This window comes from Brevundimonas sp. (assembly GCF_029945885.1).
In the GTDB taxonomy this organism is placed as follows: Bacteria; Pseudomonadota; Alphaproteobacteria; order Caulobacterales; family Caulobacteraceae; genus Brevundimonas.
The window spans coordinates 40827-65813 of the sequence record NZ_JAQSDK010000037.1; the positions used below are offsets into that span (position 1 = coordinate 40827).

16 protein-coding genes are annotated in these 24987 nt (G+C 66.6%); 4 read left to right on the forward strand and 12 right to left on the reverse strand.

The annotated features are described in order from the left end of the window. Window positions 1-63: 63 nt before the first annotated feature. Window positions 64-636, forward strand: a complete 573-nt coding sequence (locus PSV00_RS13280; protein WP_300448034.1) for a DUF1003 domain-containing protein — start codon at window positions 64-66, stop codon at window positions 634-636. Here PSV00_RS13280 and mprF read toward each other — a convergent pair. Further along, a complete protein-coding gene (gene mprF / locus PSV00_RS13285) occupies window positions 633-3215 on the reverse strand; it encodes a bifunctional lysylphosphatidylglycerol flippase/synthetase MprF (RefSeq protein ID WP_300448037.1) in 2583 nt (860 codons plus the stop codon). The two genes, PSV00_RS13280 and mprF, sit on opposite strands and share 4 nt — an antisense overlap. A 170-nt stretch (window positions 3216-3385) precedes the next feature. Here mprF and PSV00_RS13290 point away from each other — a divergent pair, with 170 nt between their 5' ends. Together PSV00_RS13290 and ugpC are read left to right on the forward strand one after the other, a co-directional pair. After that, window positions 3386-4153, forward strand: a complete 768-nt coding sequence (locus tag PSV00_RS13290) for a glucose 1-dehydrogenase (RefSeq protein WP_300448039.1) — start codon at window positions 3386-3388, stop codon at window positions 4151-4153. Window positions 4154-4231: 78 nt separating this feature from the next. Continuing rightward, complete coding sequence (gene ugpC / locus PSV00_RS13295) at window positions 4232-5320, forward strand: sn-glycerol-3-phosphate ABC transporter ATP-binding protein UgpC (protein WP_300448041.1); 1089 nt, start codon at window positions 4232-4234, stop codon at window positions 5318-5320. Window positions 5321-5324: 4 nt separating this feature from the next. Here the strand turns inward: ugpC and PSV00_RS13300 are convergent, their stop codons facing one another. The 7 genes from PSV00_RS13300 to PSV00_RS13330 all read right to left on the reverse strand — a co-directional run bounded on the left by PSV00_RS13300 (window position 5325) and on the right by PSV00_RS13330 (window position 17091). Beyond that, complete coding sequence (locus PSV00_RS13300) at window positions 5325-8492, reverse strand: discoidin domain-containing protein (protein ID WP_300448043.1); 3168 nt, start codon at window positions 8490-8492, stop codon at window positions 5325-5327. A 7-nt stretch (window positions 8493-8499) separates the two neighbouring features. After that, the gene (locus PSV00_RS13305) at window positions 8500-9321 is read right to left on the reverse strand and encodes a carbohydrate ABC transporter permease (RefSeq protein ID WP_300448045.1); all 822 of its coding nucleotides are present in this window, start codon (window positions 9319-9321) and stop codon (window positions 8500-8502) included. Further along, window positions 9318-10238 carry a sugar ABC transporter permease gene (locus PSV00_RS13310; RefSeq protein WP_300448047.1) on the reverse strand — a complete coding sequence of 307 codons (921 nt, stop codon included), beginning with the start codon at window positions 10236-10238 and terminating at the stop codon, window positions 9318-9320. The genes PSV00_RS13305 and PSV00_RS13310 overlap by 4 nt, the downstream gene beginning before the upstream one ends. Beyond that, window positions 10235-11515, reverse strand: coding sequence for a sugar ABC transporter substrate-binding protein (locus PSV00_RS13315; RefSeq protein ID WP_300448049.1), 1281 nt, complete (start codon window positions 11513-11515; stop codon window positions 10235-10237). Before PSV00_RS13315 ends, PSV00_RS13310 begins: the two co-directional genes overlap by 4 nt. Then, entirely contained in the window at window positions 11497-12936 is a 1440-nt protein-coding gene (locus PSV00_RS13320) for a glucoamylase family protein (RefSeq protein ID WP_300448051.1), read from the reverse strand. Before PSV00_RS13320 ends, PSV00_RS13315 begins: the two co-directional genes overlap by 19 nt. 89 nt (window positions 12937-13025) lie before the next feature. Then, window positions 13026-15923, reverse strand: a complete 2898-nt coding sequence (locus PSV00_RS13325; RefSeq protein ID WP_300448054.1) for a TonB-dependent receptor — start codon at window positions 15921-15923, stop codon at window positions 13026-13028. Between the two features lie 82 nt (window positions 15924-16005). Then, window positions 16006-17091 carry a LacI family DNA-binding transcriptional regulator gene (locus PSV00_RS13330; protein ID WP_300448057.1) on the reverse strand — a complete coding sequence of 362 codons (1086 nt, stop codon included), beginning with the start codon at window positions 17089-17091 and terminating at the stop codon, window positions 16006-16008. Window positions 17092-17349: 258 nt separating this feature from the next. Between PSV00_RS13330 and PSV00_RS13335 the strand changes: the two genes are divergently transcribed. Beyond that, window positions 17350-18714 carry a GH1 family beta-glucosidase gene (locus PSV00_RS13335; protein ID WP_300448058.1) on the forward strand — a complete coding sequence of 455 codons (1365 nt, stop codon included), beginning with the start codon at window positions 17350-17352 and terminating at the stop codon, window positions 18712-18714. A gap of 22 nt (window positions 18715-18736) precedes the next feature. Here PSV00_RS13335 and PSV00_RS13340 read toward each other — a convergent pair whose 3' ends face one another. The 4 genes from PSV00_RS13340 to PSV00_RS13355 are packed head-to-tail and all read right to left on the reverse strand — an operon-like array spanning window position 18737 to window position 24949. After that, window positions 18737-19855 (reverse strand): P1 family peptidase, encoded by a 1119-nt coding sequence (locus tag PSV00_RS13340; RefSeq protein WP_300448060.1) that lies wholly within the window; start codon window positions 19853-19855, stop codon window positions 18737-18739. Then, window positions 19855-21495, reverse strand: coding sequence for an ABC transporter ATP-binding protein (locus PSV00_RS13345; RefSeq protein WP_300448062.1), 1641 nt, complete (start codon window positions 21493-21495; stop codon window positions 19855-19857). Before PSV00_RS13345 ends, PSV00_RS13340 begins: the two co-directional genes overlap by 1 nt. Then, window positions 21492-22352, reverse strand: coding sequence for an ABC transporter permease (locus PSV00_RS13350; protein WP_300448064.1), 861 nt, complete (start codon window positions 22350-22352; stop codon window positions 21492-21494). Before PSV00_RS13350 ends, PSV00_RS13345 begins: the two co-directional genes overlap by 4 nt. Next, on the reverse strand, window positions 22349-24949 hold the full coding sequence (locus tag PSV00_RS13355; RefSeq protein WP_300448066.1) for an ABC transporter substrate-binding protein: 2601 nt from the start codon (window positions 24947-24949) through the stop codon (window positions 22349-22351). The genes PSV00_RS13350 and PSV00_RS13355 overlap by 4 nt, the downstream gene beginning before the upstream one ends. Window positions 24950-24987: the final 38 nt, after the last annotated feature.

The window sequence follows — 24987 nt, forward strand, 5'->3', positions numbered from 1 at the left end:
TCTCCGGTTTCCGCTCGCTAGTCTCGTGTCTCGACCAACGCCTGCGGCGTGATGGAGCCCCACATGTCTGACCCGACCCCCGTTGACCTCACCCAGGCCGCACACCGCTGGTTCGCCAAGGCCCCGGAAGCGCTCAGCGAACGCGAGCGCCGGGTCCTGCGCCGCGCGGCCACGCGCGACACCGTGTCCAGCAACACCAATCTCAGTTTCGACGACAAGCTCACCTTCGGTCAGAGACTGGCCGACCAGGTCGCCTCGTTCGGCGGGTCCTGGACCTTCATCATGGGGTTCGGCACCTTCCTGGCGCTGTGGGTGGGACTGAACCTGCTGCTGCTGCGCAGCGCCTTCGATCCCTACCCCTTCATCTTCCTCAACCTGATCCTGTCGATGCTCGCGGCGATCCAGGCCCCGGTGATCATGATGAGCCAGAACCGACAGGGAGTGAAAGACCGCTACGACGCCGCCCACGACTATGAGGTCAACCTCAAGGCCGAGATCGAGATCATGGCCCTGCACGACAAGCTGGATCAACTGCGCACCCAGGACATCGAGACCATGCTGCGCAAACAGGAGGAGCAGATCGCCCTGCTCACCCGACTGGTGCAACAGATGCCGCCCCCGGCCGACGCCGGCTAGCGAAGCGCCCCCATCAGCCCCCCACTGGACAGCAGGGCGGCGTCGGCCAGGGCCGGGCCCAGCATCCAGCTGGTGGGGGCGGCGATATAGACCGGGTCCCAGCGCGGATTGAATTTCTGCTTGAAGGCCCGCAGCCCCTCGAACCCGTACAGGCTGCCGCCCTCGGCATAGACGAAACTGCCCAGACGGGCGACCGACGGGGCCAGCCGATGGGAATCGAGCCCGGACAGCGGGGCCATGCCCATGTCGAACGCCTTGAACCCCTGCGCCTTGCCCCACCGCATCAGATGGATGAACAGCAGTTCCATACTGTTCTTCGGCGCGCCGGTTCCATATCGCATCAGGTCGATCGAGACCGTATGGCCGTCCGGCGTGCACCACAGGTTGGCGAAGGCGACGATCGCCCCGTCCTTGCGCAGCACCGCGGTCGGGAAGCGCCGCAGATAGTCGCGGTCGAACCGACCGAGACTGAAGCCCTTCTCGACGCCCTGATGCATGGCCAGCCAGGCGTCGGAAACCTGCTGCAATGCATCGGCGATGGCGTCAAAACCTTCCGGCGGCACGATGGCGAATTCGGCCCCGTCGCGCTGGCCGCGATTGACCGCATGACGCAGCGGGGCCCGTACAGGCCCTTCCAGGGTGAAATTCTCCAGCTCGACGATCGCCGTCTCGCCGATCTTTGAAGCGACCAGGCCGCAGTCGATAAAATCGGGCAGGCTGTCGCGACTGACCGAATAGAAGACCGTCCGCGCGCCGTGCCGGTCGCACAGTTCCCGGAAAGCCCAGATCGCCGCCTTGCGGTCGTCGCGCGGCCCGACCGGCTCACCCATGGCGACGAAGGCACGCCCCCGGACTCCATACTGCACGAAGCTGTGGCCGCTCTCGCTGAACATCAGGGACTTGTCGCCCAGAAACGCCAGATTGGCCTCGGGCGAGGCCTGGTCTGAAGTGGCCAGAATGGCGGTGACCCGCTCCAGGTCAGCGACCGTCGGACGCAGGGTTTCCGCCGCGGCCGGTCGCGTCAGCCGCCAGGCGAAGATCAGCACGGCCAGGGTCGCTGCCCCCACGGCGGCCCGCAGGAAACGGGGGGCATTCTGTTCCGTCAGGAAGGTCCACCAGAGGTCATCGCGATAGGCGACGTTCTGATAGGCGAACAGGCCCAGCCAGCCCGCCGCGGCCAGAACGACCACAATGGCCACCACCGATCCCGGACTCATCGGAGCCGAGCGCAGTCCGGCATCGCGATGGAAGGCTCCGCGGCTGAAGGTCAGCAGGCCGGCGACGGCCCCGAGGAACAGAAACTCCTGGAACCCCAGCCCCTTGAGCAGACAGGCCAGGGCTGCGGTGACGAGGGTGATCACCGTGGCCCACCAGGCCCGGCGCAGCCGCCCCAGCAGGCCGAAGGCCAGAAACAGCAGGAACACCCCGGCCAGACTGGCGGCGAAATGGGACAGATTGATCAACCCCTCCGGGGCCAGCCGGGCCAGCATCTTCAGTCGCCCGGCCCCGTCCGGCGTCACCACCGACAACAGGGTCACGATCCCTGCGGCAAAGGTCAGCATGGCAAACAGTGACGGCGCGACCTCGCGCCACACAGCTTCACCGGCCTCCATGGCGCGCCCGCCGGCCGGCGAACGTCCGTGTGCCCGCAGGCCGATAGCCACGGTCAGGACACCGGCCAGCAGCAACGGTCCGACCACATAGACCAGCCGATACAGCAACAGGGCCCCGACCACGTCTGCGGTCCCGACACGCGGCCCCAGAGCTGCGATCATGATGGCGTCAAACGCACCCAGCCCGCCGGGAAGACCGCTCAGGGCCCCGAGCAGACCAGCCATGCCGAATACCGGCAGATAGTGGAGCAGGTCGCCCCGGCTGGCCGCAGGCAGGAGGACATACAGGATCGTCGCCGCCGCCATCCATTCCGCGGCACTGGCCAGGACGATCACGCTGCGCGTCCTGCGGTCGGGCAGGAAGCGCCGCAGCCAGCCCGCACGCGGGGCCAGCAGATAGGCCGCCAGAATCTTGAGACCGAAGATGGCCATCAACAGCCCGACCCAGTGCGGCAGATGGGCCTGAGCGGCGATATCGCTCAGCGCCCCGGCGGCGGCCAGACTGACCAGCACCAGCCCGCCGATCAACCCGACAATGGCTGACAGCGCGCTGACCAGGGCGACGTCAGCCCCCGATAATCTGTCCGCCTGATAGGCGCGAAAGCGGATCCCGCCCGCCAGGGCCAGGCCCGGGGCTCCGGCATTGGCCAGGGCGAAGGCCAGCATCGACGGCTGCCAGGTTTTGCGCCAGCTTGCCGACCGTCCCAGCGAGGCCAGGGCCAGCCTGTCGAAACTCGAGGCCGCGCCGAGACTGACGACCAGGGCGGTCAGGGCCAGAACCATGGACGTCAGGGGCGTGGCGGTCGCGGCCGCCTCGACCTCGCGCCAGCTGACCTGCCGCAGTTCGCCGCTGATGACGACGGCCGCCACCAGGAAGACAACGGTGCCGACAACCGGACCGGCCCATCGCAGCCACTGTCTCTGGTCCCGCCCCGAAGCCCTGTCGTCGTCCGTGTCTTCGATCATCACTTGGGTCTGCCGAAAGGCCATAAAGCGTCGCCGTTGCTCTGGCACCCTTCCCGCTCGGACCCGTGGCGTCAATTCCGGTTCGCGCACGACGATTGACACGGGTCAATGCGGACCCGGCCATCGACGCCCACCTTCGACGCTTACCGTACAAACGAGAGGAGGCCGTGATGAACCGCCTGAAAGACAAGGTCGCCGTCGTGACCGGGGGCGCCCTGGGGCTGGGCCGCGCCATCGCCACCCGCATGGCCGAGCAAGGGGCCGCCGTCGCTGTGCTGGATCTGCTGGAGTCTGACACCGACGCCCTGGTCGCCGACCTGACCGCCGCCGGTCACCGGGCCCGGGGCTGGACCTGTGATGTCTCCGACGAAAAGACCGTCACCCGGGTCTTCGCCGAGGTCGCCGACCATTTCGGGCGGCTGGACATCGTCGTCAACAATGCCGGCGTGGCGGGGGTCAACAAGCCGACCCACGAGATCACCGAGGCGGAGTGGGACTGGGTCCAGGCGATCAACGTCAAGGGCGTCTTCTTCTGCACCAAACACGCCATCCCCCTGCTGCGCCGGGCCGGCGGCGGCAGCATCATCAACCTGTCCTCGATCTATGGCCTGGTCGGCGGCCCCGACGTCCCGCCCTACCATGCCTCCAAGGGGGCGGTGCGGCTGATGAGCAAGACCGACGCCCTGATCTACGCGCCCGACAGGATCCGCGTGAACTCGATCCATCCCGGCTTCATCTGGACGCCGATGGTCGAGCATCATCTGCAGACCACGGGCGATCCCGAGGCCGCGCGCGCCGCCACCGCCGCCCTGCATCCCCTCGGTCATATGGGCGAGCCTGACGACATCGCCTGGGGGGCCGTCTACCTGGCGTCGGACGAGGCCAAATTCGTCACCGGATCGGAACTGGTCATCGACGGCGGCTATACGGCGCGCTGACCCGGTCGGGGTCCCGCCCATTGATCTGCCCCTGTAACCGGTTACGGTGGCTCCCGGGAATTGATCAGGACTTCAAGCATGGCGGACGTCCGGCTGACCGGGGTGAAGAAGAGCTTCGGCAAGACCGAGGTGCTGCACGGCATCGACCTCGACATCGCCGACGGTGAGTTCGTCGTCTTCGTCGGCCCCTCCGGTTGCGGCAAGTCGACCCTGCTGCGCGCCATCGCCGGCCTGGAAGAGGTCAGCGCCGGCACGATCAGCATCGGCGACCGGGTGGTCAATGACCTGTCCCCGTCCGATCGGGGCATCGCCATGGTGTTCCAGTCCTACGCCCTCTATCCGCATATGAGCGTCTACCAGAACATGGCCTTCGGCCTGACGGTGGCCAGGGCCGACAAGGCCGAGATCGACCGCCGGGTGCGCGCCGCCGCGACCGTGCTCAACATCACCGACTATCTCGACCGCAAGCCCAAGGCCCTGTCCGGCGGCCAGCGCCAGCGGGTCGCCATCGGCCGGGCCATCGTGCGCGAACCGCAGGTCTTCCTGTTCGACGAGCCCCTGTCGAACCTCGACGCCGCCCTGCGCGTGAAGATGCGTTACGAGTTCGCCCGGCTCCATGAGGAGCTGAACACGACCATGGTCTATGTCACCCACGACCAGATCGAGGCCATGACCCTGGCCGACCGCATCGTCGTGCTGAACGCCGGTCACATCGAACAGGTCGGCGCGCCCATGGCCCTGTACGAACACCCGCGGAACCTGTTCGTCGCCCAGTTCATCGGCAGTCCGAAGATGAACCTGATCGCCGCCGAACTGGTGGAAGGATCGGCCACATCGGCCACGGTCCGCACCGCCGCCGGCAGCACCATCCGGGTCGCGGTTGACGCCTCAGGAGCTCGGGCCGGCGACAAGGTCACCGTGGGGATTCGCCCCGAACAACTGACCCTGGCCGGCAGCGGCGCGACGATCACCGCCGTCGCCACCTTCGTCGAGACCCTCGGCAATGCGACCTTCGCCTATCTCGACTGTCCGGGTCAGCCGGACACGCTGACGGTCCAGCTGCCCGGGGACGTTCGGCCGGGCACCGGGGATACACTGACCCTGCATATCGCGCCCGACCAGGCGCATCTGTTCGACCCCGACGGCAACGCCTTCCGACGCCTCTGACGTCTCAGCGCATCTCGATGCGACGGGCCCCGGCCGGAATGGACAGCACGGATCCTGACCAGGTCGCCGACCGACCGTCGATCGTCACCCTTGCCGGGGGCGTCTCACCCGACGGCCACAGCACGACATAGCCGCCCGGCGGAGTCGCGCCCGGTTCGATCGTCAGCACATAGGTTCCGCCCTCACGCCGGAAGCGATAGCCGACCGGCCCCCAGGCGGTGCGCACGCCGCGAACCCCGACCCCCGTCTCCGCCTCCAGCCAGCGGCTCGGCACCCCGGCCGCCAGCACCAGGGCATGATCGCGGTCGCGCTCATAGACCAGCAGGTCCAGGGCCGAGCGGATAAAGTCCGAACTGATCCAGGCGTGGGGCATGTCGCCGATGAAGCGCGGCTCGCGCGCGTCGCGGCCCACCACCTCGGCCCAGCCGTTCCAGGCCGCCGGCCGCATGTCGGCAAAATAGAAGTCCAGCGCCCGCAGCGCCGCCTCGCGCCGTCCCAGTCGCACCAGGGCCCCGACATTGCGCAGCTCATACGGGGTGTAGTCGCTCCAGCCGATGCGGTTTTCCTGCCGCGCGGTGAAATTGGCCCACCATTTGTCGAAGGTCCCGGTCAGCAGGTCCTGCGGCAGGTCATCGATCAAGTCGCCGGGCGACAGGGCGATGGTGGTCGAGGTGGCATCGAAATCACCCCGGTCCGCCGCTCCGGCGATCCAGTCGATCCCGTGCACCCGCGCCGTGGCCGTGATCGAGGCCATCAGGTCGGCGCGGAACTCGGCCTCCGACGCCCGGATGCGGGCCGCCGCCACCGGATCGCCCAGGGACTCGGCGATGAACACCGCGTCGCCATAGCCGCGCAGCCCCCAGAAGTCGTCCCAGTAGCTGTAGGCGGGCCGGTCGGAATAGCCCTCATGGCTGATGGTCGGCGGCAGCAGGCCGAACAGGTGGTGTTTGGCTGCGGTCTGGAATTCGGCCGTGCGGGTCGAGGCCCGCAGCCCGTCCATATAGGCGACCGCCGCCTGCACCTGCGGCCAGACCGCCCGCAGCAGGGTCTCGTCATGGGTGTAGCGATAGGTCTCGGCGGCCAGGAAGATGAACTCGCCGTGGCTGTCATTCTCGGGCACCGGATCCGCCCCGCGCGCATCGGCGCAGCACGGCACCTTGCCGTTGTCGAACACCAGCGGCGCGAACCAGCGCAGATAGTCGGCCGACAGTTCGGCATGACCCAGCCGGTCCAGCCCCTCGGCCATCATCGCCCCGTCACGGATCCAGCTGCGGTTATAGCTGCGCGTGCCCGGCTGCAGGATCGGCCCCTGCCGCGACATCAGGATCTGGGCCAGGGACGAGCGCATCACATCCTCGATCCGCTGGGCCTCGAGTGGCAGGATCAGATCGACCCGGTCCAATTTTTCGCGCCAGGCGGCGGCGACGCGGTTTCGGGCGGCGTCCAGCGCGGCGGCGACATCGGCGACCGGTGCGATGTCCGGGGTCGGACCGGCCAGTCGGGCCACAAGGCCGAATGTCCGGGCCTCCCCCGGCTGCAGGGTTGCGTCGTACAGCAGGCCACCGGCCATAAGCGTTCCGGAATCGGACTCGACATGGCGTCCCGACGGGGCACCTCGTCGTTCGGCAGCAGCCAGCAGGCTTTGCGGGTCCGCCCCGCTCTCGAACGGGCTCAGCGCCACCCCGTCTGGTGCTGCAAGGCTGCTGATGCGGATGGCGTCATTGAGCACCAGGGTGGCACCGTTCCAGTCGATCTGTTCGATCGGCCCGACCCCGCCCGGGATGGCCAGAAACTGTGCCGGGCCATTGACCTGGAACGGCCGCGCCATCAGCGCCAGAGTCAGGGTCCGCATCCGGTTCGAGGTATTGGTCAGGACATATTGCCCGTACAGCTGCGCCTGATCCGGCGTGCCCTCGGCGAAGGCGGTGACGGCCAGGGTCCACCCCTCGCCCGTCCAGGTGACCGTCGGGATCGGCAGGTCGTCGTCCTGCAGGCCCTGGCTGATCTGCACATCGGCCCAGGTCACCAGCCGTCCGTTGTCCAGCACGAAGGGCTCGATCGACGGGCCGCCGCGCCGCAGTTCAATGGCCCCGTCCTCGCCGATCAGTCCGCTCTCGCCGCCGCCGTCGACCCCGACCAGGGTCCAGTAGGGTTGCTCCCCGACGAAGCCGCGCGGATAGAGGCCGCGACGGCTCTCCCCGGCCACGGCAGTGACGAAGGCGGTGGCCGTGGCCCCGAACGCCAGCGACTCGATTTCAACCGATTTCAGTCCGTAGCCCGAACCGGGTCCGCCCTTCAGGTCCAGCCTCAGATACCGCGCTGCGGTTTCCGGCAGCCGCAGCCAGTCTGTGCCGCCGTCGCCATCCCTCACCCGGGCCAGTTCGTGCCAGTCATGCCTGTCGGGCGAGGCCAGAACCGCATAGTCGGACGCCGCCTGTCCCTCGGCCCAGCGCAGGGTCAGGCCGCCGAACTCCCGTTCGTATCCAAGGTCGAAAATCAACCATTGACGGCCCGTGGCGTCCGTTCGCCATGCGGTGTCCGGGTCATCGTCCACGCTCGCCGGGGCCATGGCATTGCCGGCCTCGCTCGAGGCGGTGGCGACCGGCCGGGGCGGGCTGTCGGGTTCGGGCGGCAGGGCATGAAATTCCAGCTGGTCCAGCTCGATGAACCCCTGTCCGCCCTCCCCGGCCGTGACCACGAATTCGATGCGCGCGGCCCCGCGGAAGGCAGGGTCCGGGTCGGGTCCCCAGGCTCGGACGATCTGGCGCTTCTTGATCGTATAGCGGGTCCAGTCGCCGTTCGCCTCGAAGCGTTCGACCCGTCGCCAGTGGACGTTCTCGCCCGAGGCATCGACGAATTTGATCTCCAGCGTATTGGGTCGCATCGCGCCGCGAAGCCAGAAACTGATTTCGTAATTGTCTATAACATTCAGATCAATGGCGCGAGCAGCGAAGGCATAACCCGAGCGGCCGTTAAAGTCATAGGTGAGCCGCATCGCCCGGCCGTCATGGCCCGGTACCGCCGTGATCGTCGACGACACATCGGTCGAGGCATCGGCGCTCCACGGGGTCAGGGAGTCGAAGGAATCGAGCGTCTCCACCGTCTGGGCCCGGGCCGTTCCGGCCAGGATCAGGGCCAGCAGCAGGCCGCTCAGAATGCGCAGGATCGCCATGTCAGCCCTAGCCCTTCACACTGCCCGCGAGCATGCCGCGGATGTAGTAGCGTTGCAGGGCCAGGAACAGGATCAGCACCGGGGCCACGGTGATTACTGCCCCGGCCATCATCATTTCGATGTCCTGGACATGCTCGCGCGACAGGGCCGCCAGAGCCACCGGCAAGGTGTAGTTGGACTGGTCAGTCAGCACGATCAACGGCCACAGGAAGTCGTTCCAGCTGCCCAGGAAGACGAACAACCCCAAGGTCACCACGATCGGCTGCAGCGTCGGCAGCACCACGCGCCGGAAGATCTGACCTTCGCTGGCTCCGTCGATCCGCGCCGCCTCCAGCATTTCGTCGGGGATCGACAAGGCGTACTGCCGCACCAGAAACAGGCCGAAGATCGAGGCCAGCCACGGCACCAGCGCCCCGGCATAGGTGTTCACCAGACCGACCGATTTCAGCATCAGGAACAGCGGCAGGGTGCCAATCTGGGCCGGGATGACCAGGGCCCCGATCATCAGCTGGAACAGCCGGTCCCGCCCCTTGAACGCCAGTTTGGCGAAGGCATATCCGGCCGGCACGGTGAACCCCAGGGCCAGCATCGTGGCGAGGGTCGCCAGGGCAAGACTGTTCCACAGATAACGCCCCATGCCCTGGTTCACGAACAGGTCGCGATAGTGCTGCAGCGTCCAGACCTTCGGCAGCAACGGGGGCGGAAAGCTGGCCGCCTCGCCTGTCGCCATGAAGCTGACCGACACCATCCAGGCCAGGGGGAACAGCACCATCAGGGCGATAAAGGCCACCGCCAGATTCAGCAGAATGGCCTTCGGGCGGATCCTCATGTCTCGGCTCCCAGACGACGGGAGACCCACAGCTGCACCATGGTGATCGCGAAGATGCACAGGAACAGGATGACGGCGACGGCGCTGGCGGAACCCAGGTTCCACCATTTGAAGCCTTCTTCGTACATGAAATAGAGCACCGTCACCGTGCTCTGGGCCGGTCCGCCCTGGGTCATCACATAGGGTTCGGCGAACAGCTGGAAGAAGCCCGCCACCGAGATGATGCTGACCAGAAGCAGGGTCGGGGCGATGGCCGGCAGGGTCACATGGCGGAACGATTTCCACGGCCCCGCCCCGTCGATCCGGGCGGCCTCATACAGGTCGTCCGGCACCGTCTGCAGCACGGCCAGGAAGATCAGCATATTGTAGCCGAAGGTCTTCCAGACCACGAACATCAGGATGGCCGGGATCGAGGTCGCCGGGCTGCCCAGCCAGTCGACCGCCGGCAGGCCGATACTGGTCAGGGCCCAGTTGATCACGCCATAGCGGGTGTGCAGCAGGTAGTTCCACAGCACTGCCGTGGCCACCAGGGTGGTGACATAGGGGGCGAAGAACATCACCCGCCAGATCGGCCGCCACTTGACCACCCGCGCGTGCAGGATCACCGCCGCGCCCAGCGAGGCGGCGATGGTCAGGGGCACGCCGATGATGGCGAACACCACGGTGTTGCGCATCGCCCCCCAGAACAGCGGATTGGTCAGCAGGCGCTCATAGTTCTGGCCGCCGACGAAGCGCAGATTGCGCAGATCTGCCAGGGCATAGATGTCGAAATCGGTCAGGCTCAGGAACATGGCCGAGACCACCGGCACGACGAAGAAGATCGCGATGGCGATCAGGGCCGGGGCGATGAAGCCCCAGGCCGCCCGTTCGCGACGGCGCGTCGCGCTGTGGGGTGCGGTCACCGGTTCAGCCGTCATGATGCCCGGTCCCGTTCGATCATCCAGCGCCGCTTCTCCAGCAGCCGGTCGGCACGCCGGTTGATCTCGGTCCCGGCGGCCTCGGGCGTATAGTCACCCCGCACCATATGTTCGGCGACGATCTGCATCTCGGTGGCGATCCGCTCCCACTCGGGGACCTTGGGCACGGCCCGGGCCCGGGCCAGCTGCCCCTTGAAGGCGGCGATATAGGGATCACCGGCGACGGCGGGGGCCGACCAGGCGCTCTGCCGGGCCGGCAGGCTTCCGGTGATGGCGTTAAAGCGCGCCTGCACCGCCGGCTCCGACAAATAGCGCACCAGCTTCCACGCCGCCGCCTGATGCGGCGAGGCGCGGAACACGGCCAGAGACGAACCGCCCGGAGCCGAGGCCCCCAGGCCGGTCGGACCGGGCACGCCGGTGGTCATCCATTTCGTTTCCGGCGGCAGGCGCGCCTTGAAGTCGCCGATGGTCCAGGGACCCGAGAAATAGAAGCTGAAATAGCCGCGCGCGAACTCGGTCCAGACGTTCGATATCTGGGTCGCCGACACCAGCGGGGCCAGACCCTCGTCGAACAGACTCCTGTAGAAGGCCAGGGCGGCGATGAAGGACGGACTGGCGAAATTGCCGCGTGTATCCTCGTCGCGCAGCAGGGCCTCGTCGCCCTGCAGGCCGAAGGTCAGCAACTGCTCGAACTCATTGACCGGCATCAGGATGGCGTAGTTACCGGGCCCGGCGACGCGTTTGACGTCGTGCATGGCCCGTTTCCATTCGGCCCAGGTCGGCGGCACCGCCTCATGGCCCGCCCGGGCCAGCATGTCGGTCCGGTAGAAGATCAGCCGGGTATCGACATACCAGGGCGTGGCCATGGCCCGGCCGTCGATCTCATTGGTCTCCAGCACCGCCGGAAACTGGTCGGTCAGCAGGTCAGCCGCGGCCGGTGGCGTCGCCGACAGGGCCCCGATGGCCGCCATCTCCGCGACCCAGGTATTGCCGACCTGGCTGACGTCCGGCAGGGAATCCCCGGCATAGGCCGTCAGCAATTTCTGGTGCGCCGCCGTCCACGGCAGAGGCTGGACCTCGACCCGGATATCCGGGTTCAGACGTTCGAACGCCGCCGTCAATTGCGGAACATTGCTGCCCTCATTGCCCATGGCCCAGAAACGCAGATGGGTCCGGCCGTCTCCGTGCGACGAACAGGCCGCCAGCCCACCTCCGGCCAGCAGGCCCAGGGTCGCGCGACGATGCGGCCGGTACAGGGTCATGCGTCGTCCAGCCATCCGCCGGTGAATCCGGCCCGTTTCAGGCCGCGGATCAGGTTCGGCTCACCCCGCATGGCCCGCCAGACCAGATCGGATCGATGGTTCTCGGTCATGACCACTATGGGGCCCTGGTCGATACCCAGGTAGTCAGTGTCCACCCACCCGACCCCCGGAACCATGCGGCCGTGCAGCAGGTCCGGATGGCTCTCGGTCAGGGTCGGATTGAAGGCATCGAGGAAGCCGTGCTCGGTGTAGATCGCCGCGCCGTAGCGCGCCTTCATCGCCTTGACACAGGCCGTCACCGCCTCCGGTGCGAACGGCAGGGAGGCCGCTGCCGCCGTCGGGGCCAGGGTCCCGTCGTCCCGGGTCCCGGGTCCCCGCGCCGAATAGCTGAAGAACTCGCGCTCGCGGCCGGCGACTACCGCCTTGAAGTCTCCGGGGCCGTCGCAGGCCGTCAGACCCCAGACGTCGGCACCGTAACCGACCCAGCCCATCGGATTGTCGACGGCGTATTTTTGCTGGGCCAGAACGGCGCGGCGGCTGTTTTCGAAATAGTCGAACGGGCCGATTTCGGCGGATTTGGCCCGCATCCAGGCGTCGCCTATGCCCCGGAAATCGATGAACATATGGCTGTATTGATGGCCGAACATCGGCGGGAAATGCAGATGGGCCGGACCCCAGTCATCGGTCCAGCTCTGATCATAGACCGAGCACCATTCGCTCCAGACCGACGGGGCCACCGGATGGGTCGGACTGCCCAGGGCCAGCAGCAGGACGATCATGCCCTCGTTGTAGACATGCCAGTCGGCCTCGATGAATCCGCTCTCCGGATGCCAGCCCATCGTGATCCGGTCCGGCCGGACCACGGCCCAGTCCCACTCGACCCGCTCATAGACGGCCTGGACCCGCCGACGGATCTCCATCTCGTCCGGATGGTCGCCGTCGAACCAACGCGCGGCGAACAGCATCCCCGCCAACAGCAGCGCCGTATCCACGGTCGACAACTCCGTCTCGCCAAAGCGATGACCAGTCTCCATGTCAAGGAAATGATAGAAGAATCCCTTGTACCCGATCACCCCCGTAGCCTCGGGGCCCTGCGGCGCATCATGGAAAAATCGCACCGTTGTCAGGGTTCTTTCCCGCGCCTCGGCCCGGGTCATCCAGCCCCGAGCCACGCCGACCGGCCAGCAGCTCAGGGCGAATCCCACGGCGGCGACGGACGAGAAGGATTCGCTGGGCCAGCGGTCGGGAGTCAGGCCGTTTTCAGCCCGGGTGACATCGCGGAACCACCGAAAGGTCCGGGATTGCAGTTCGTCGATTTCAGGATCGACCGAAGGTCCGGCAACGGCGTCCGGGACGAGACGGTCGACACAGCCGACCAGGAGCGGAACCGCCCCGGCCGTGGCGGCGGAACCCATCAGAAATCGGCGACGATCCATGGGCACAACCTCATACGCAATTCAGGACGAAAACAGAAAAGTCGGCCGCCCCGCGTCCGGAGACGAAGGGCGGCCGTCAGGCTCAGGGATTACCAGCGATAGCGCAGACCGACCTGGAAGCTTCTGGTCGGCAGGTACTGGGACCGGGGATCTCCGTACTCGGACGAACAGAGGCATTGCTCGAAGCCGTTGTAGTTCTTGAAATTCAACACATTGATCGCGTCGAAAATGAACTCGACGGAGTCGCCGCCCCAGACCTGGAACTCCTTGGTCAGGCGCAGGTCCAGCTGACGGAAGGCCCAGGCGTCCTGGAAGATGAAGCTGTGCTTCTCGGGCCGACCGCCGTTCCAGCAGACGTCCGGATTGCTCGCTCTCGGGCAGGCCCACTGATGGAAGGGAAGGCCCGACCCCAGGGTCAGCAGACCCGACAGACGGAAGTCCATCGGCAGACCGACGATGGCCGAGGCCACGATCCGGTGACGCTCATCCTGATTGGTCGGGAACTGGGGTGAAAGGCCGGGGCGGTTATAGTCGAAATCGAAACCACCGATCCCGCCGTCGCGGCTGCCGTTCCGTTTGGCGTCGGACAGGGTGTAGGCGAATGACATACCCCAGTTGCTCACCGTATCGAACGGCTTGTCGACCGTCAGATACATGGCCTTGAACGTCTGCTCGGCGTCGTTATTGCCGAAGAAGATCAGGTTGCGGAACTCGGAATAGCCGACCGATCCCGGGGTCGGACCCGAGAACCGGTCACCCGTCTCCGACCCGGCGTTGGCGATATACCAGGCGAACAGGTTCGACGTCTTGCCGTAGGCGAGAGTCAGCGCCGTCTGGAACGGTCCGTATTTCTGACGGACACCGAAGTTGAACTGATCGGTCCGCGGCGGCTCCATGTCATTGTTCAACAGGAACACCTCACCCTGGCCCGGCGTCGCCGCCAGCAGCGGGTCGAGACCCGCCGGTGTCAGATAGCTCGGATCCCAGGCCACGGTATTGACCCCGCCATGCACCCCGCCCGCCACGGAGAAAAAGATCTCCTTGTTGAACTGGAAGGGCTTGAAGCGCTCGTCGAAGGCGAAGTTGAAGCCGACCCGGTCGTAATAGCGGCCGGCACCACCGAAGATGACCGTCCGCTCGTCACCATAGACGTCATAGGAGAAGCCGATCCGCGGCTGGAAGGCCCCCGTGAAGGCGTCGCGCCCGTCGGTGATGTAGTCTGACGGGGTGAAATAGGACGGGAAGTCGTAGCCCGGCAGGTTCTGGATGGCCGTGACCATGTCCCGGATGCTGTCCGGAGTCCGGTAGTCGTTGTTGACGGCGTTGTCCTCATAGTCCCAGCGCAGGCCGAGGTTGATTTCAAGCTTGTCGCTGATCTGCCAGTCGTCCTGGACGTACAGGCCGAGCACATTGTTGTCGACGTCGGCGGGCGGCACATAGGCCCCCAGTTCGACCCGGACCGGGATGTCAATGCTGCCGTTGATTTCCGGGCGGGCGTCGACGTCGAAGATGAACTGCGGATTCCTGCCGAACTGCTTGTTCACATACATGTTCTGCATCGAATATTTCACACCCATCTTCAGGGTGTGAAGGCCGAACCAGTCGATGTCGCTGAAGGTCAGGTCGTCCTTGAACGTCCAGCTGCGCTGCCGGATATCCTGATTGTTGCTCTGCCCACCGGTGTTGAACACCGTGTCCTCGCGATTATAGACATTGTACTGGAAGCCCGGGGCCCCGCTGTCATCGCGGAAGATGACGTACGAACGCCCGTAGTCAGAGAAATTCAACGCCGTCGGATTGTAGTTGTACTCAAAATAATCGACCGAAATCTCATTCAGGAAACGGTCACCGTTGTACTGGTGCCGGATATTCAAAGAGCGGGTATCGGTATTGATCTGGTTGGCTCGCGAATAGGCATTCGTGCCGCCGAAATCGCGGATGTCCGCCTCGTCGCGATAGGTCACGCTGACGTCCAGACGCTGGCGATCATCAATCGACCAGGACAGCTTGCCGAAGAACAGATCCTCCTCGAACGGAGCGGCGAAACTGCCGGTGTCGGCACCGAACAGGCCGGCATAGGCGGCACGATTCAGGACGACGGTATTGGACCGGGTCTCGTCCTTGCGCTCATAGGCTCCGAAGAAATGCAGCCGGTCCTCGATGATCGGACCGCCCACCGACAGGCCATATTGCACCCGCTTCAGATCCGCCTGGGGATCGCCACGATCCCGCGCGAAACGGTCCTGCGAGATCCAGTCCTGGTTCTGGTAGGTGATGAAGGCGTCGCCGCTGAACTCATTGGTCCCCGAGCGGGTCACCGAGGTGATGATCGAGGACGAAGCCTGCTCGTATTCCGCCTTGAAATTCTGGCTGATGACCCGGAATTCCTGAATGCCCGCCTGGGGGAAGGGGTTGCCGCGACTGTCGTCCTGACCGGCCACGCCACCATCGATGATGGTTGATTTCTGGTTCTGGCCGTCGATGAAGACGTTGATCGCCGATGCGCCCTGACCACCGGCGGAAATGGTCCGCTCGGTCTCACCCTCGGTCACCCTGACGCCGGGTGCCAGGGCGGCGAAATTCAGGAAGTTCCGGCTGATCTGCGGGAGGTTGTTGATCTGCGCCTGGCTGACGTTGGTGGCGACCTCGGGCGTCCGCACCTCGAACACGCGGCGACCGGTGACGATCACATCCCCGATCTGCGTGCCTTCCGGCGCGTTTGCCGTGGTCATGATGCCGACGTCCAGATCGAGGGTTCCGACCTGGCCCAGGGCCAGGGTCACCGTGTCCGAAGTCGTCTGACCATCCGCTGTCGTGACATCGATCCGGTAGCTGCCCGGGCGCAGGCCGGAGAGGACATAGTTGCCGTCCGGACCGATGCGCCCGCGGGTCACATAGCCCGTGGAGACTTCCGTCGCCGAGACCGAGCCGCCGGCCTCGGCCTGCTGACCGTCATAGACGGTCCCGCGCAGGGTGGACGATGCCACCTGGGCCGAAGCCCCCCCGACGCAGGCTAGTGAAACGGCAACCGCGAGTGCGGACACCGCGCCGAGATATCGAGAATTGAGCCTAGACATTATGGTCTTCCCCCTTGAAGGACGTCATGTCCGACACGACCGGAGCGGATGCTCCTGCGCGCGGCGTGATGGTTGGAATCGCCGGTTTGCTGGATGGGCGGACGACCAGTTCGGGTCGAACGACCTCGCAGGCGGTGTCGGCGACGTCCGAGCCTGCGGATTCGATGATGCGAACGAGCCGCTCAAGAGCGTTGCGACCCATGTCGACGATGCGAATTCTGAGTGTGGTCAGGGCGGGGCGAACAAGCTCCGCGAGGGGCACGTCATCGAACCCCACCATGGCGACGTCTTCCGGGCAGCGGACGCCCGCCTCCTGCAGGGCCAGCATGGCCCCGATCGCCATGATGTCGTTCGCGGCGAACACCGCGTCCGGCCGTGACGCATGGCGCGCAAGGATCGCACCGACCCTGTGTCCCGAGGCCTGGGTAAAATCCCCCTCGACCACGATCGGCGTCAGCCCGCCCCGCGTCACCGCCTCAAGATAGCCGGCCAGGCGCGCCTCGGCCTCGATGTTTCCGGCAGGTCCGGCGACATGCGCGATCCGCCGGCGGCCCGTGGCCAGCAGATGTTCAACGGCGGCGACGGCTCCACCATGATTGTCGACGACCACCGACGGGCGACCGGCGTCTCGAGCCCCGCCATTCATCAGAAGGACCGGCAGACGTCCGGCCAGGCTGGCCGTCAGCTTGGCCGCGTCGAGATGGGGCGAGAGAACGATGAGCCCATCGACCCGACCGCGCATGGACCGGATAGCAGCCGAGGCCTCGTCAGCGTCGTCGTGCGAGCTGGAGACGATCAGATGATAGCCATGCACCCGGGCCGCGACATCCATGCCGCGGATCAGTTCGGAAAAGAACTCGCCGTACAGGTCGGGCAGAATCACACCGACCGTCTGGGTGCGGCTGGTCGACAGACTGCGTGCGCCGCTGTGAGGGACGTATTCCAGCGCTGTCGTCGCCTCAAGCACCCGGGCCCGGGTGGCATCGGAAACCGGGTCCGCTCCGTTCAGAACGCGCGAAACCGAAGCCACGGACACGCCCGCGCGCTCGGCCACATCACGGATCGTGGCGGCCTTCACGGACACAGGTCCGCGCAATGAAAAGCGTCGCCGGCTGGCGTCAATGTCATCCTCCCGAACAGTGAAGGCAGTGCCGGCCCCCTTGTCGGAGATCCGTCCACCAAAACCGTGTAACCGATTACATGACACACTAGCCACAGGCCCTGCAAGTGCCGTAGTTTCGCCACACGGAGGCGGGTCTTACGTGATTTCCACCCTTCGTTGATCCGTTCCGCCACCGCCCAATGTCCGCCGCAGATTATGTTCGAGGCCCTCCACATGACCGCCAAGTATCAGTTTCCAGACAACTTTCTGTGGGGCGCGGCCACAGCGGCCTATCAGATCGAGGGCTCATCCATGGCCGACGGAGCCGGGGCGTCCATCTGGGACCGATTCAGCCACACACCGGGCATGATGAAAGATGGCGACACCGGAGACGTCGCCTGCGACCACTACAATCGCTGGCGCGAAGACATCGAGGTGATGAAGCAGCTCAAGCTGCAGGCCTACCGGTTCAGTGTCTCGTGGAGCCGGGTCATGCCGGACGGTCGCGGGGCCGTGAACGCCAAGGGCCTCGACTTCTATGACCGTTTGGTCGACGGCCTGCTCGAGGCCGGAATCGAACCCCTGTGCACCCTCTACCACTGGGACCTGCCGGCCGCCCTGGATGACCGTGGTGGCTGGCTGAACCCCGACATCGCCGACTGGTTCGCCGACTACGGCCAGGTGTTGTTCGACAAGCTGGACGGCCGGGTGAAGAAATGGGCGACGCTGAACGAGCCCTGGGTCGTGGTCGACGGCGGCTATCTGCACGGGGCCCTGGCACCGGGCCACAAGAGCGCCTTCGAGGCCGTGATCGCCTCGCACAATCTGTTGCGCAGCCACGGCGCGGCGGTGAAACGCTACCGCGAGGTCGGCCAGCACGAGATCGGCCTGGTCGTGAATATCGAGCCGAAATACCCGTCCAGTGACCGCCCCGAGGACGAGGCCGCGCGGATGCGGGCCGACGCCCAGATGAACCGCCAGTACCTCGATCCCGTCTTCAAGAAACGCTACCCCGTCGAACTGGCCGAAGTCTTCGGCGAGGCCTGGAAGGAATGGCCGGCAGAGGATTTCGACCTGATCGCCCAGCCGATCGATTTCGTCGGACTCAACTGGTACACGCGCTCGGTTCCGAAGAACGACCCCGACGCCTGGCCGGTTCGCGCCACGCCAGTCAAACAGGTCCAGCACGCCCACACCGAAACCGGCTGGGAGGTCTATCCGCCGGCCCTGACCGATACCCTGGTGTGGATGAAGGACACCTACGGCGACACACCGATCTACATCACCGAAAACGGCTCGGCCTGGTATGATCCGCCCCACGCCATCAACGGCCGCGTCCAGGATCCGCTACGGGCCGATTATCTGCAAAATCACCTGAAGGCCGTGCATGACGCCATCGGCAAGGGTGTCGATGTCCGCGGCTATATGGCCTGGTCCCTGCTGGACAATCTGGAATGGTCGCTGGGGTATTCGAAGCGGTTCGGTATTACCCATGTGAATTTCCTGACCCAGGAACGCACGATCAAGGACTCCGGCCGGCTCTACGCCGAGATCATCGCCTCCAACGGCAGCATCCTGGACACCCTGCCCCGGCCCTGACAGCCGGGGAGCCCGGCGCGGCCTACAGGTCGCGCCAGGCCCCGCCCGCCTGCCCGGACCAGGCGGTGGCGTGATAAACACCACGCGCGATGGCCCGGGCCAGGGTATCGGCGGCGACCGCCCCGATCCGGGCCACCTCCAGCTGGCGCATGGTGCCTTCGGGCAGGCCACGTTGCCCCGTCGACAGCACGAAGACGATGTCCCCGTCGAACGGCGAATGCGACGGGCGGATGGCCCGGCCCATCCCGTCCTGGGCCATGATGGCGATACGCTGGCATTCGACCCGTGTCAGGGTCACATCGGTGGCGACGCAGGCGATGGTGGTGTTCTCACGCGGGCGGGCGGCCACCTTGGCCAGGCCCCAGTCCTCAGCCGCGGCCGCCAGACCCGACGCTCCCAGACCGCCGAACTCGTCACCGATCTCGTAGGGGGCGGCCCAGAATGTCTTGCCGCCCGGAGCCACAACCGAGCCCACGCTGTTGACGGCGACGATGGCCCCGACCGTGGCCCCGCCCGTCATCAGGGTCGAGGCCGATCCGGTTCCGCCCTTCAGCGCCCCGGCCGTCGCGCCATAGCCGGCCCCGGTCGTGCCGAGGGCGAATTCGCTCCCGGCAGCCTCCGCCGCGGCAACAGCCAGCGCCCGGTAGGGCGGTTCGGTGCCCCAGGCCTTGTCGCCGCCGTTGGCGAGATCATAGAGACAGGCCGACGGCACGATCGGCGACAACGGCACGCCCGGGGCGGCCCCCATGCCGAACCCCCGCCCCTGCGCCCCCAGCCAGGCCGTGACCCCGTCGGCCGCCGCCAGGCCATAGACCGAGCCCCCGGACAGGACGACAGCATCCAGCTGCTGCACCAGGTTTTCGGGCTTCAAGGCATCGGTCTCACGGCTGGCCGGTCCGCCGCCGCGAACGTCGACCGCCGCAGTCGCCGGCGTGTCGGCCAGGATCACGGTCACGCCGGTGCGAACGGTCGGGGATTGAGCCTGGCCGACCCTCAGCCCGGGGACGTCGGTGATCAGATTCCGGGGGCCGGTCCGACCGCCCCCGTCAACCGGCTGCAGCGGGCTTCGGGCCGAGGCCCCGCCGCCGGCGGCCAGACTACCGAGGAGGCCGATCGAGCCCAGAACGGTTCTGCGGTTCATCACAAGGTCTCCACGGTGGGCAGGACACCATCCTGCGAACGGTCGGGAGCCAGACTATCGCGCAACAGGCGCGGCGTCGCGGCCAGAAGCGCGCGGGTGCGGGCGTGGGCCGGATTGGCAAAGATGTCCGCGGTCGCGCCCGACTCGACGATGCGCCCATTCTCCATCACCAGAACCCGGTCGCTGATTGCACGCACCATGGCCATATCGTGGGTAGCAAACAGATAGGACAGGCCCAGTCGGTCGGACAGGTCAGCCAGGAGCGCCAGAATCTGCGCCCGGGTCGACACATCCAGGGCGGACACCGCCTCGTCCAGCACCACAATCTCCGGACGGGTGATCAGGGCCCGCGCCAGCGCAATCCGCTGCCGCTGGCCACCGGAAAATTCATGCGGATGGCGATCCGCGTCGGGCGCGGCCAGCCCCACCTGTTCCAGCATCGCCTCAACGCGCCGGCGCCCTTCGCCCGCATCAGGCTGAACCTCCAGCAGGTGAAAATTCTCCGAGACCAGTTGTTCGACCCGCCACCGGGGATCGAAACTGCCATAGGGGTCCTGAAACACCATCTGGATGTGGCGACGCAGCCGCTTCTGTTCGCTTCGGCGGGCTCCGGTGAATGGCTCGCCCATAACCCGGACGGAGCCGGACGTCGGCCGGTCCAGCGCCAGAACGGTCCGCAGCAGGGTCGACTTGCCACAGCCTGACCCGCCGACCAGACCGACGCTCTCGCCGGCCCGGACGATGAGGCTGACATCATCCACGGCCCGGGTCGGCGGCGCTCGGCGAAACAGGCGCATGCTTCCCGGATAGTCGCGCACGATCCCGTCCACCTGCAGAACCGGCGGGCCCTCTCCCGCCCGAGCCTGTCGGCGCGGCAGATGAACGGCGTCCGCCAGAAGCCGTTGCGAGCGCGGATGGGCCATGCCGCTGGCGATCCGTCCGACCGGAGCCTGTTCGACGATCTCACAGGCGTCCATCACCGCGACCCGGTCCGCCGTATCGGCAACGACGGCCAGGTCATGGCTGATCAGGATCAGCGCCATGCCGTCCTCACGGACCAGCCGTTTCAGAAGGTCCAGGATCCGGGACTGGGTCGTGACGTCCAGAGAGGTGCTCGGCTCGTCGGCGATCAGCAGTCTGGGGGTCAGGGCAATGGCGACAGCGATGGCGACCCTCTGGCGCTGTCCGCCCGACAGCTCATGGGGATACCGGGTAAGCGGAAAGCGGTCTTCGGGAAGGTCGACCCGTGCCAGGGTGCGACGGGCCACCTCCAGCGCCTCGCGCTGGCTGACGGCGGTATGGAGCCGCACCGTCTCGGCCACCTGGTCGCCGATGGTCATCAGCGGGTTCAGGGCCGTCATCGGCTCCTGAAAGACGATGCCGATATCCCGCCCCCGGATCGCCTGCATGGCGGTATCGTCCGTAAGCGGCAGAGGCTGACCCTTCAGATCGATCGAGCCGCTGACCGTAGCCCCCTCGGGCAACAGGCCCATGATCGCCAGGGCGGTCATCGACTTGCCACAGCCGGACACACCGACGAGGCCGAGAATTTCTCCCGGCTCGATGGTCAAGGACAGGGCGGTCAGGATCGGCTTCCCGTCGATCGCCACGTTGAGCCGGTCAATCGCCAGAACACTCATTGCGAGCGCCCCTGCCGAAGGCGCGGATCCAGCCGCTCACCCAGACCGTCCCCGGCCAGGCTCAGGCCCAGGACGATGGTGACGACGGCCAGCCCCGGGAAGACGGCCAGCCAGGGCGCGAAACCGATCATCGTCTGCGCCTCGCTCAGCATCCGGCCCCAGCTGGGCATCGGCGGCTGGGCTCCCAGACCGACATAGGACAGGCCCGCCTCGGCCACGATACCAAGGGCGAACTGGATCGCGGCCTGGACCACCAGCAGGCTCAACAGATTGGGCAGGATGTGCTGCATCGAGATCAGGGTCCGCGACTTGCCCGCCGTCTGTGCCGCCAGAACATAGTCCCGGGTCCACAGGCTAAGGGCGGCACCGCGGGTGACCCGGGCAAAGACCGGGATGTTGAAAATGCCGATGGCAATGATCGCATTGATCGCTCCCGGCCCCGACACCGCCGTGATCATCACCGCCACCAACAGGGCCGGAAAGGCGAAGATCAGGTCGTTGACCCGCATCACGGCCTCATCGATCAAACCGCGTCGTGCCGCTGACAGCAGACCCAGCGGGACACCGAAACCGGCCCCGACGCCGACAGCCACCAGCGCCACCACCAGCGAGTTTCGGGACCCGGCCATGATCATCGACAGCACGTCGCGCCCGAAATGGTCGGTGCCCATCCAGTGCACCGGCGACGGCGGCTGCAGCCGGTCGGCGATCCGGATGGCCTCCACGTCCCACGGCGTCCACACCAGCGAGATCAGGGCCACAGCCACGATCAGCCCGGTCAGAGCGAGACCGACCACCAGCGCGGGTGACAGCCGCGATGCCGTCCGCCCTGGCCGGGTCATCAGGGGCGGACTCATGAGCGGCGTCCCCGCAGGCGTGGATCCACGGCCAGATAGGCCAGATCGATCAGGAAACCGACCGCGACCACGGCGAAGACCAGAACCATGACCGCCGCCTGCACCACGATCAGGTCGCGTTGGGTGATGGCCTGGAAGACCAGCCGCCCCAGCCCGGGCAGGGCAAAGACGTTCTCGATGATGATCCCGCCGGCCAGCAGGAAGGGAAACTGCAGCCCGAGAATGGTCAGCAGCGGGATCGCGGCATTGCGCAGTGCATGCCGCCACAGCGCCTGCGACCGGCTGAGCCCCTTGGCCCGTGCGGTGCGGACATAGTCACCGCCCATTGTCTCCAGCAGAGCGCTGCGCAGTACCCGCATCAGGATGGCAGCCTGCGGCACGGCCAGGGCGATCGCCGGAAGGATCAGGGCCTTCAGCGCGGGCCAGGCCCCCGCCTGCCAGCCCGGAAACCCGCCTGCGGGAAACCAGCCCAGCCCGACCGAAAGCCCGAGAATGAGCAGCATGCCGATCCAGAAATTGGGGATGGCGACCCCGACCTGACCGAGACCGCTGAAAATGACGTCGGCAGGCCGCCCTCGATACAGGGCCGCCGTCACCGCCATCGGAACTGCGACCGCCAGGGACAGGACCGTGGCCATCAGCGCCAGCGGCCCGGAGACCTGCAGCCGCTCCAGGATCAACTGCCCGACCGGGACCCGATAGGTGTAGCTGAGACCGAAGCGGCCGCTCAAAAGATCGCCGACCCAGCCGAAATAGCGGGCCAGGGCCGGGCCTTGAAGGCCCATCTGCTCGCGCAGGGCGGCGACGGCTTCCGGACTGGCGTTCAGCCCCATCATATACGCGGCGGGATCGCCGGGCAGAACCTGAAGCAGGACGAACACAACCACCGTGGCGGCCAGCAACGTCAGCGCATGCCCCCCCAGACGGCGGGCCAGATGACCGATCCCGACGCGGCTGGCGACGACGATCAGCAGGCCCAGGCCGGCGACCAGGACCATCGCCCCCCACGGCAGGCCCCGGCCCTGACGCCGCTCGCCAATGCCGGTTCCGGTCTTCGTCGCTCCCTCGAATCCGGCCCCCGCCACGACGTTGGCCGCGATCGGGGCATTGACCCAGAGTCCGTCGAGGTCTGCCTTCCAGATGCCGATCCGCGCCGACTGCAACAGGAAGCCGTTGACCGAGTCCGTTGCGATCCTGCGCTGCACAGCCCCCAGCAAGACCAGACGCGTGCGGTCGTCCGGGGCCGCGTTCAGCTGCGCCAGCAGGGCATCAAATCCAGCGTCGGCATAGCCGAAATAATAGTCCTTCCGGCCGTAGATATCGAAATCCATCGGTTCAACGTGCTCGACGATCGTCAGGTCGAAGGCATGGCGTTTGAACACCTGGTCCAGCCATTGAGCCCATTCCAGATTTTCGATCTTCACCCGGATCCCGACCTCGGCGAGCTGCGCCGCCAGCACCTCGCCGCCGCGCCGGGCATAGGGCCGCGGCGGCAGCCGCAGGGTCGTGCTGAAACCATCCGGATAGCCCGCCTCGGCGAGCAGCGCCCGGGCCCGCGCCGGATCGTGGGGATACAGGCCGGTCAGATCGAGATAACCGGGATCCTGACGTGTATAATGACTACCAATCGGCTGGCCGAAACCGAACATGGCCCCGTCGATGAGGGCCTGGCGGTCGATGGCATAGGCGATGGCCCGTCGCACCCGCACATCGTTGAACGGGGCGACCCGGTTGTTGATGCCAAGGATGACCTTTCCTTCCGAGGCCCCGATGACCACCCGGAAGCGAGGGTCGGTACGGAACTGGCTGACATTCTCGGGCGCCGGATAGTTGGGGAAGGCGTCAAGGTCGCCGGCGCTCATCGCCGCGAAGGCCGCGGTCGGATCGCTGATGAAGCGGAACACCACGGTCTTCAGGCGCGGGGCCGGCCCCCAATAGGTATCGTTCCGCGTCAGGGTCAGGGCATTGCCACGCTGCCAGTTGTCGAAGCGGAACGGACCGGTACCCACCGGTCGGGTGGCATTGGTGGCCGCTGACTCCGGGGCCACGATCACCGCATCCCCCCAGCCCAGCAGATAGGGCAGAGCACTGACCGGCCGGTCCAGCGTGATTCTGACGGTCAGGGGGTCGACCACCGTCACCGTGCGAATCGGCTGGAACAGGCCCGCCTGGGCATTGGCCGACCCGGGCGCGAGCATGCGGTCCAGCGAGAATTTCACGTCCTGCGCATCGAAGGTCGAGCCGTCGTGAAACCGCACCCCGGACCGCAGGTGGAAAACCCAGACCAGACCGTCGGGGGCTACCGTCCAGGACTCGGCCAGGGCCGGAGCTACGGTGCCGTTCTGCGAGATACGGGTCAGACCCTCAAAGACATTGCCGTAGACCACCTCGTCGACGGCAGCCGCCGCCCCGGCCGTCGGGTCGAGGTTGGGCGGTTCCAGCGGCAGGCCCAGCACCAGACGGTCGCGACCGGAATCGGGCCCGGCGTGCACAGGCCCGCCCATCGCCGCCGTCAGGGCGAGCGTCAGGGCCAGAATGAAGGCGCGCACCGGCCCGGGAATCCCGGGGCGTCGAATCGGGACGTTTCTGGAATTCATCCCGACCCTTCCTGACCTTCGACGGGCAACGGCGACCG

What these genes read in the sequence shown, in the direction of transcription:
- PSV00_RS13290 (WP_300448039.1), top strand. Translation starts at nt 3,386, where the DNA reads ATGAACCGCCTGAAAGACAAGGTCGCCGTCGTGACCGGGGGCGCCCTG.
- PSV00_RS13315 (WP_300448049.1), bottom strand. Translation starts at nt 11,515, where the DNA reads ATGGCTGGACGACGCATGACCCTGTACCGGCCGCATCGTCGCGCGACC.
- PSV00_RS13320 (WP_300448051.1), bottom strand. Translation starts at nt 12,936, where the DNA reads ATGGATCGTCGCCGATTTCTGATGGGTTCCGCCGCCACGGCCGGGGCG.
- PSV00_RS13335 (WP_300448058.1), top strand. Translation starts at nt 17,350, where the DNA reads ATGACCGCCAAGTATCAGTTTCCAGACAACTTTCTGTGGGGCGCGGCC.
- PSV00_RS13350 (WP_300448064.1), bottom strand. Translation starts at nt 22,352, where the DNA reads ATGAGTCCGCCCCTGATGACCCGGCCAGGGCGGACGGCATCGCGGCTG.
- PSV00_RS13355 (WP_300448066.1), bottom strand. Translation starts at nt 24,949, where the DNA reads ATGAATTCCAGAAACGTCCCGATTCGACGCCCCGGGATTCCCGGGCCG.
- PSV00_RS13345 (WP_300448062.1), bottom strand. Translation starts at nt 21,495, where the DNA reads ATGAGTGTTCTGGCGATTGACCGGCTCAACGTGGCGATCGACGGGAAG.
- PSV00_RS13305 (WP_300448045.1), bottom strand. Translation starts at nt 9,321, where the DNA reads ATGAGGATCCGCCCGAAGGCCATTCTGCTGAATCTGGCGGTGGCCTTT.
- mprF (WP_300448037.1), bottom strand. Translation starts at nt 3,215, where the DNA reads ATGATCGAAGACACGGACGACGACAGGGCTTCGGGGCGGGACCAGAGA.
- PSV00_RS13280 (WP_300448034.1), top strand. Translation starts at nt 64, where the DNA reads ATGTCTGACCCGACCCCCGTTGACCTCACCCAGGCCGCACACCGCTGG.
- PSV00_RS13310 (WP_300448047.1), bottom strand. Translation starts at nt 10,238, where the DNA reads ATGACGGCTGAACCGGTGACCGCACCCCACAGCGCGACGCGCCGTCGC.
- PSV00_RS13340 (WP_300448060.1), bottom strand. Translation starts at nt 19,855, where the DNA reads ATGAACCGCAGAACCGTTCTGGGCTCGATCGGCCTCCTCGGTAGTCTG.
- PSV00_RS13300 (WP_300448043.1), bottom strand. Translation starts at nt 8,492, where the DNA reads ATGGCGATCCTGCGCATTCTGAGCGGCCTGCTGCTGGCCCTGATCCTG.
- ugpC (WP_300448041.1), top strand. Translation starts at nt 4,232, where the DNA reads ATGGCGGACGTCCGGCTGACCGGGGTGAAGAAGAGCTTCGGCAAGACC.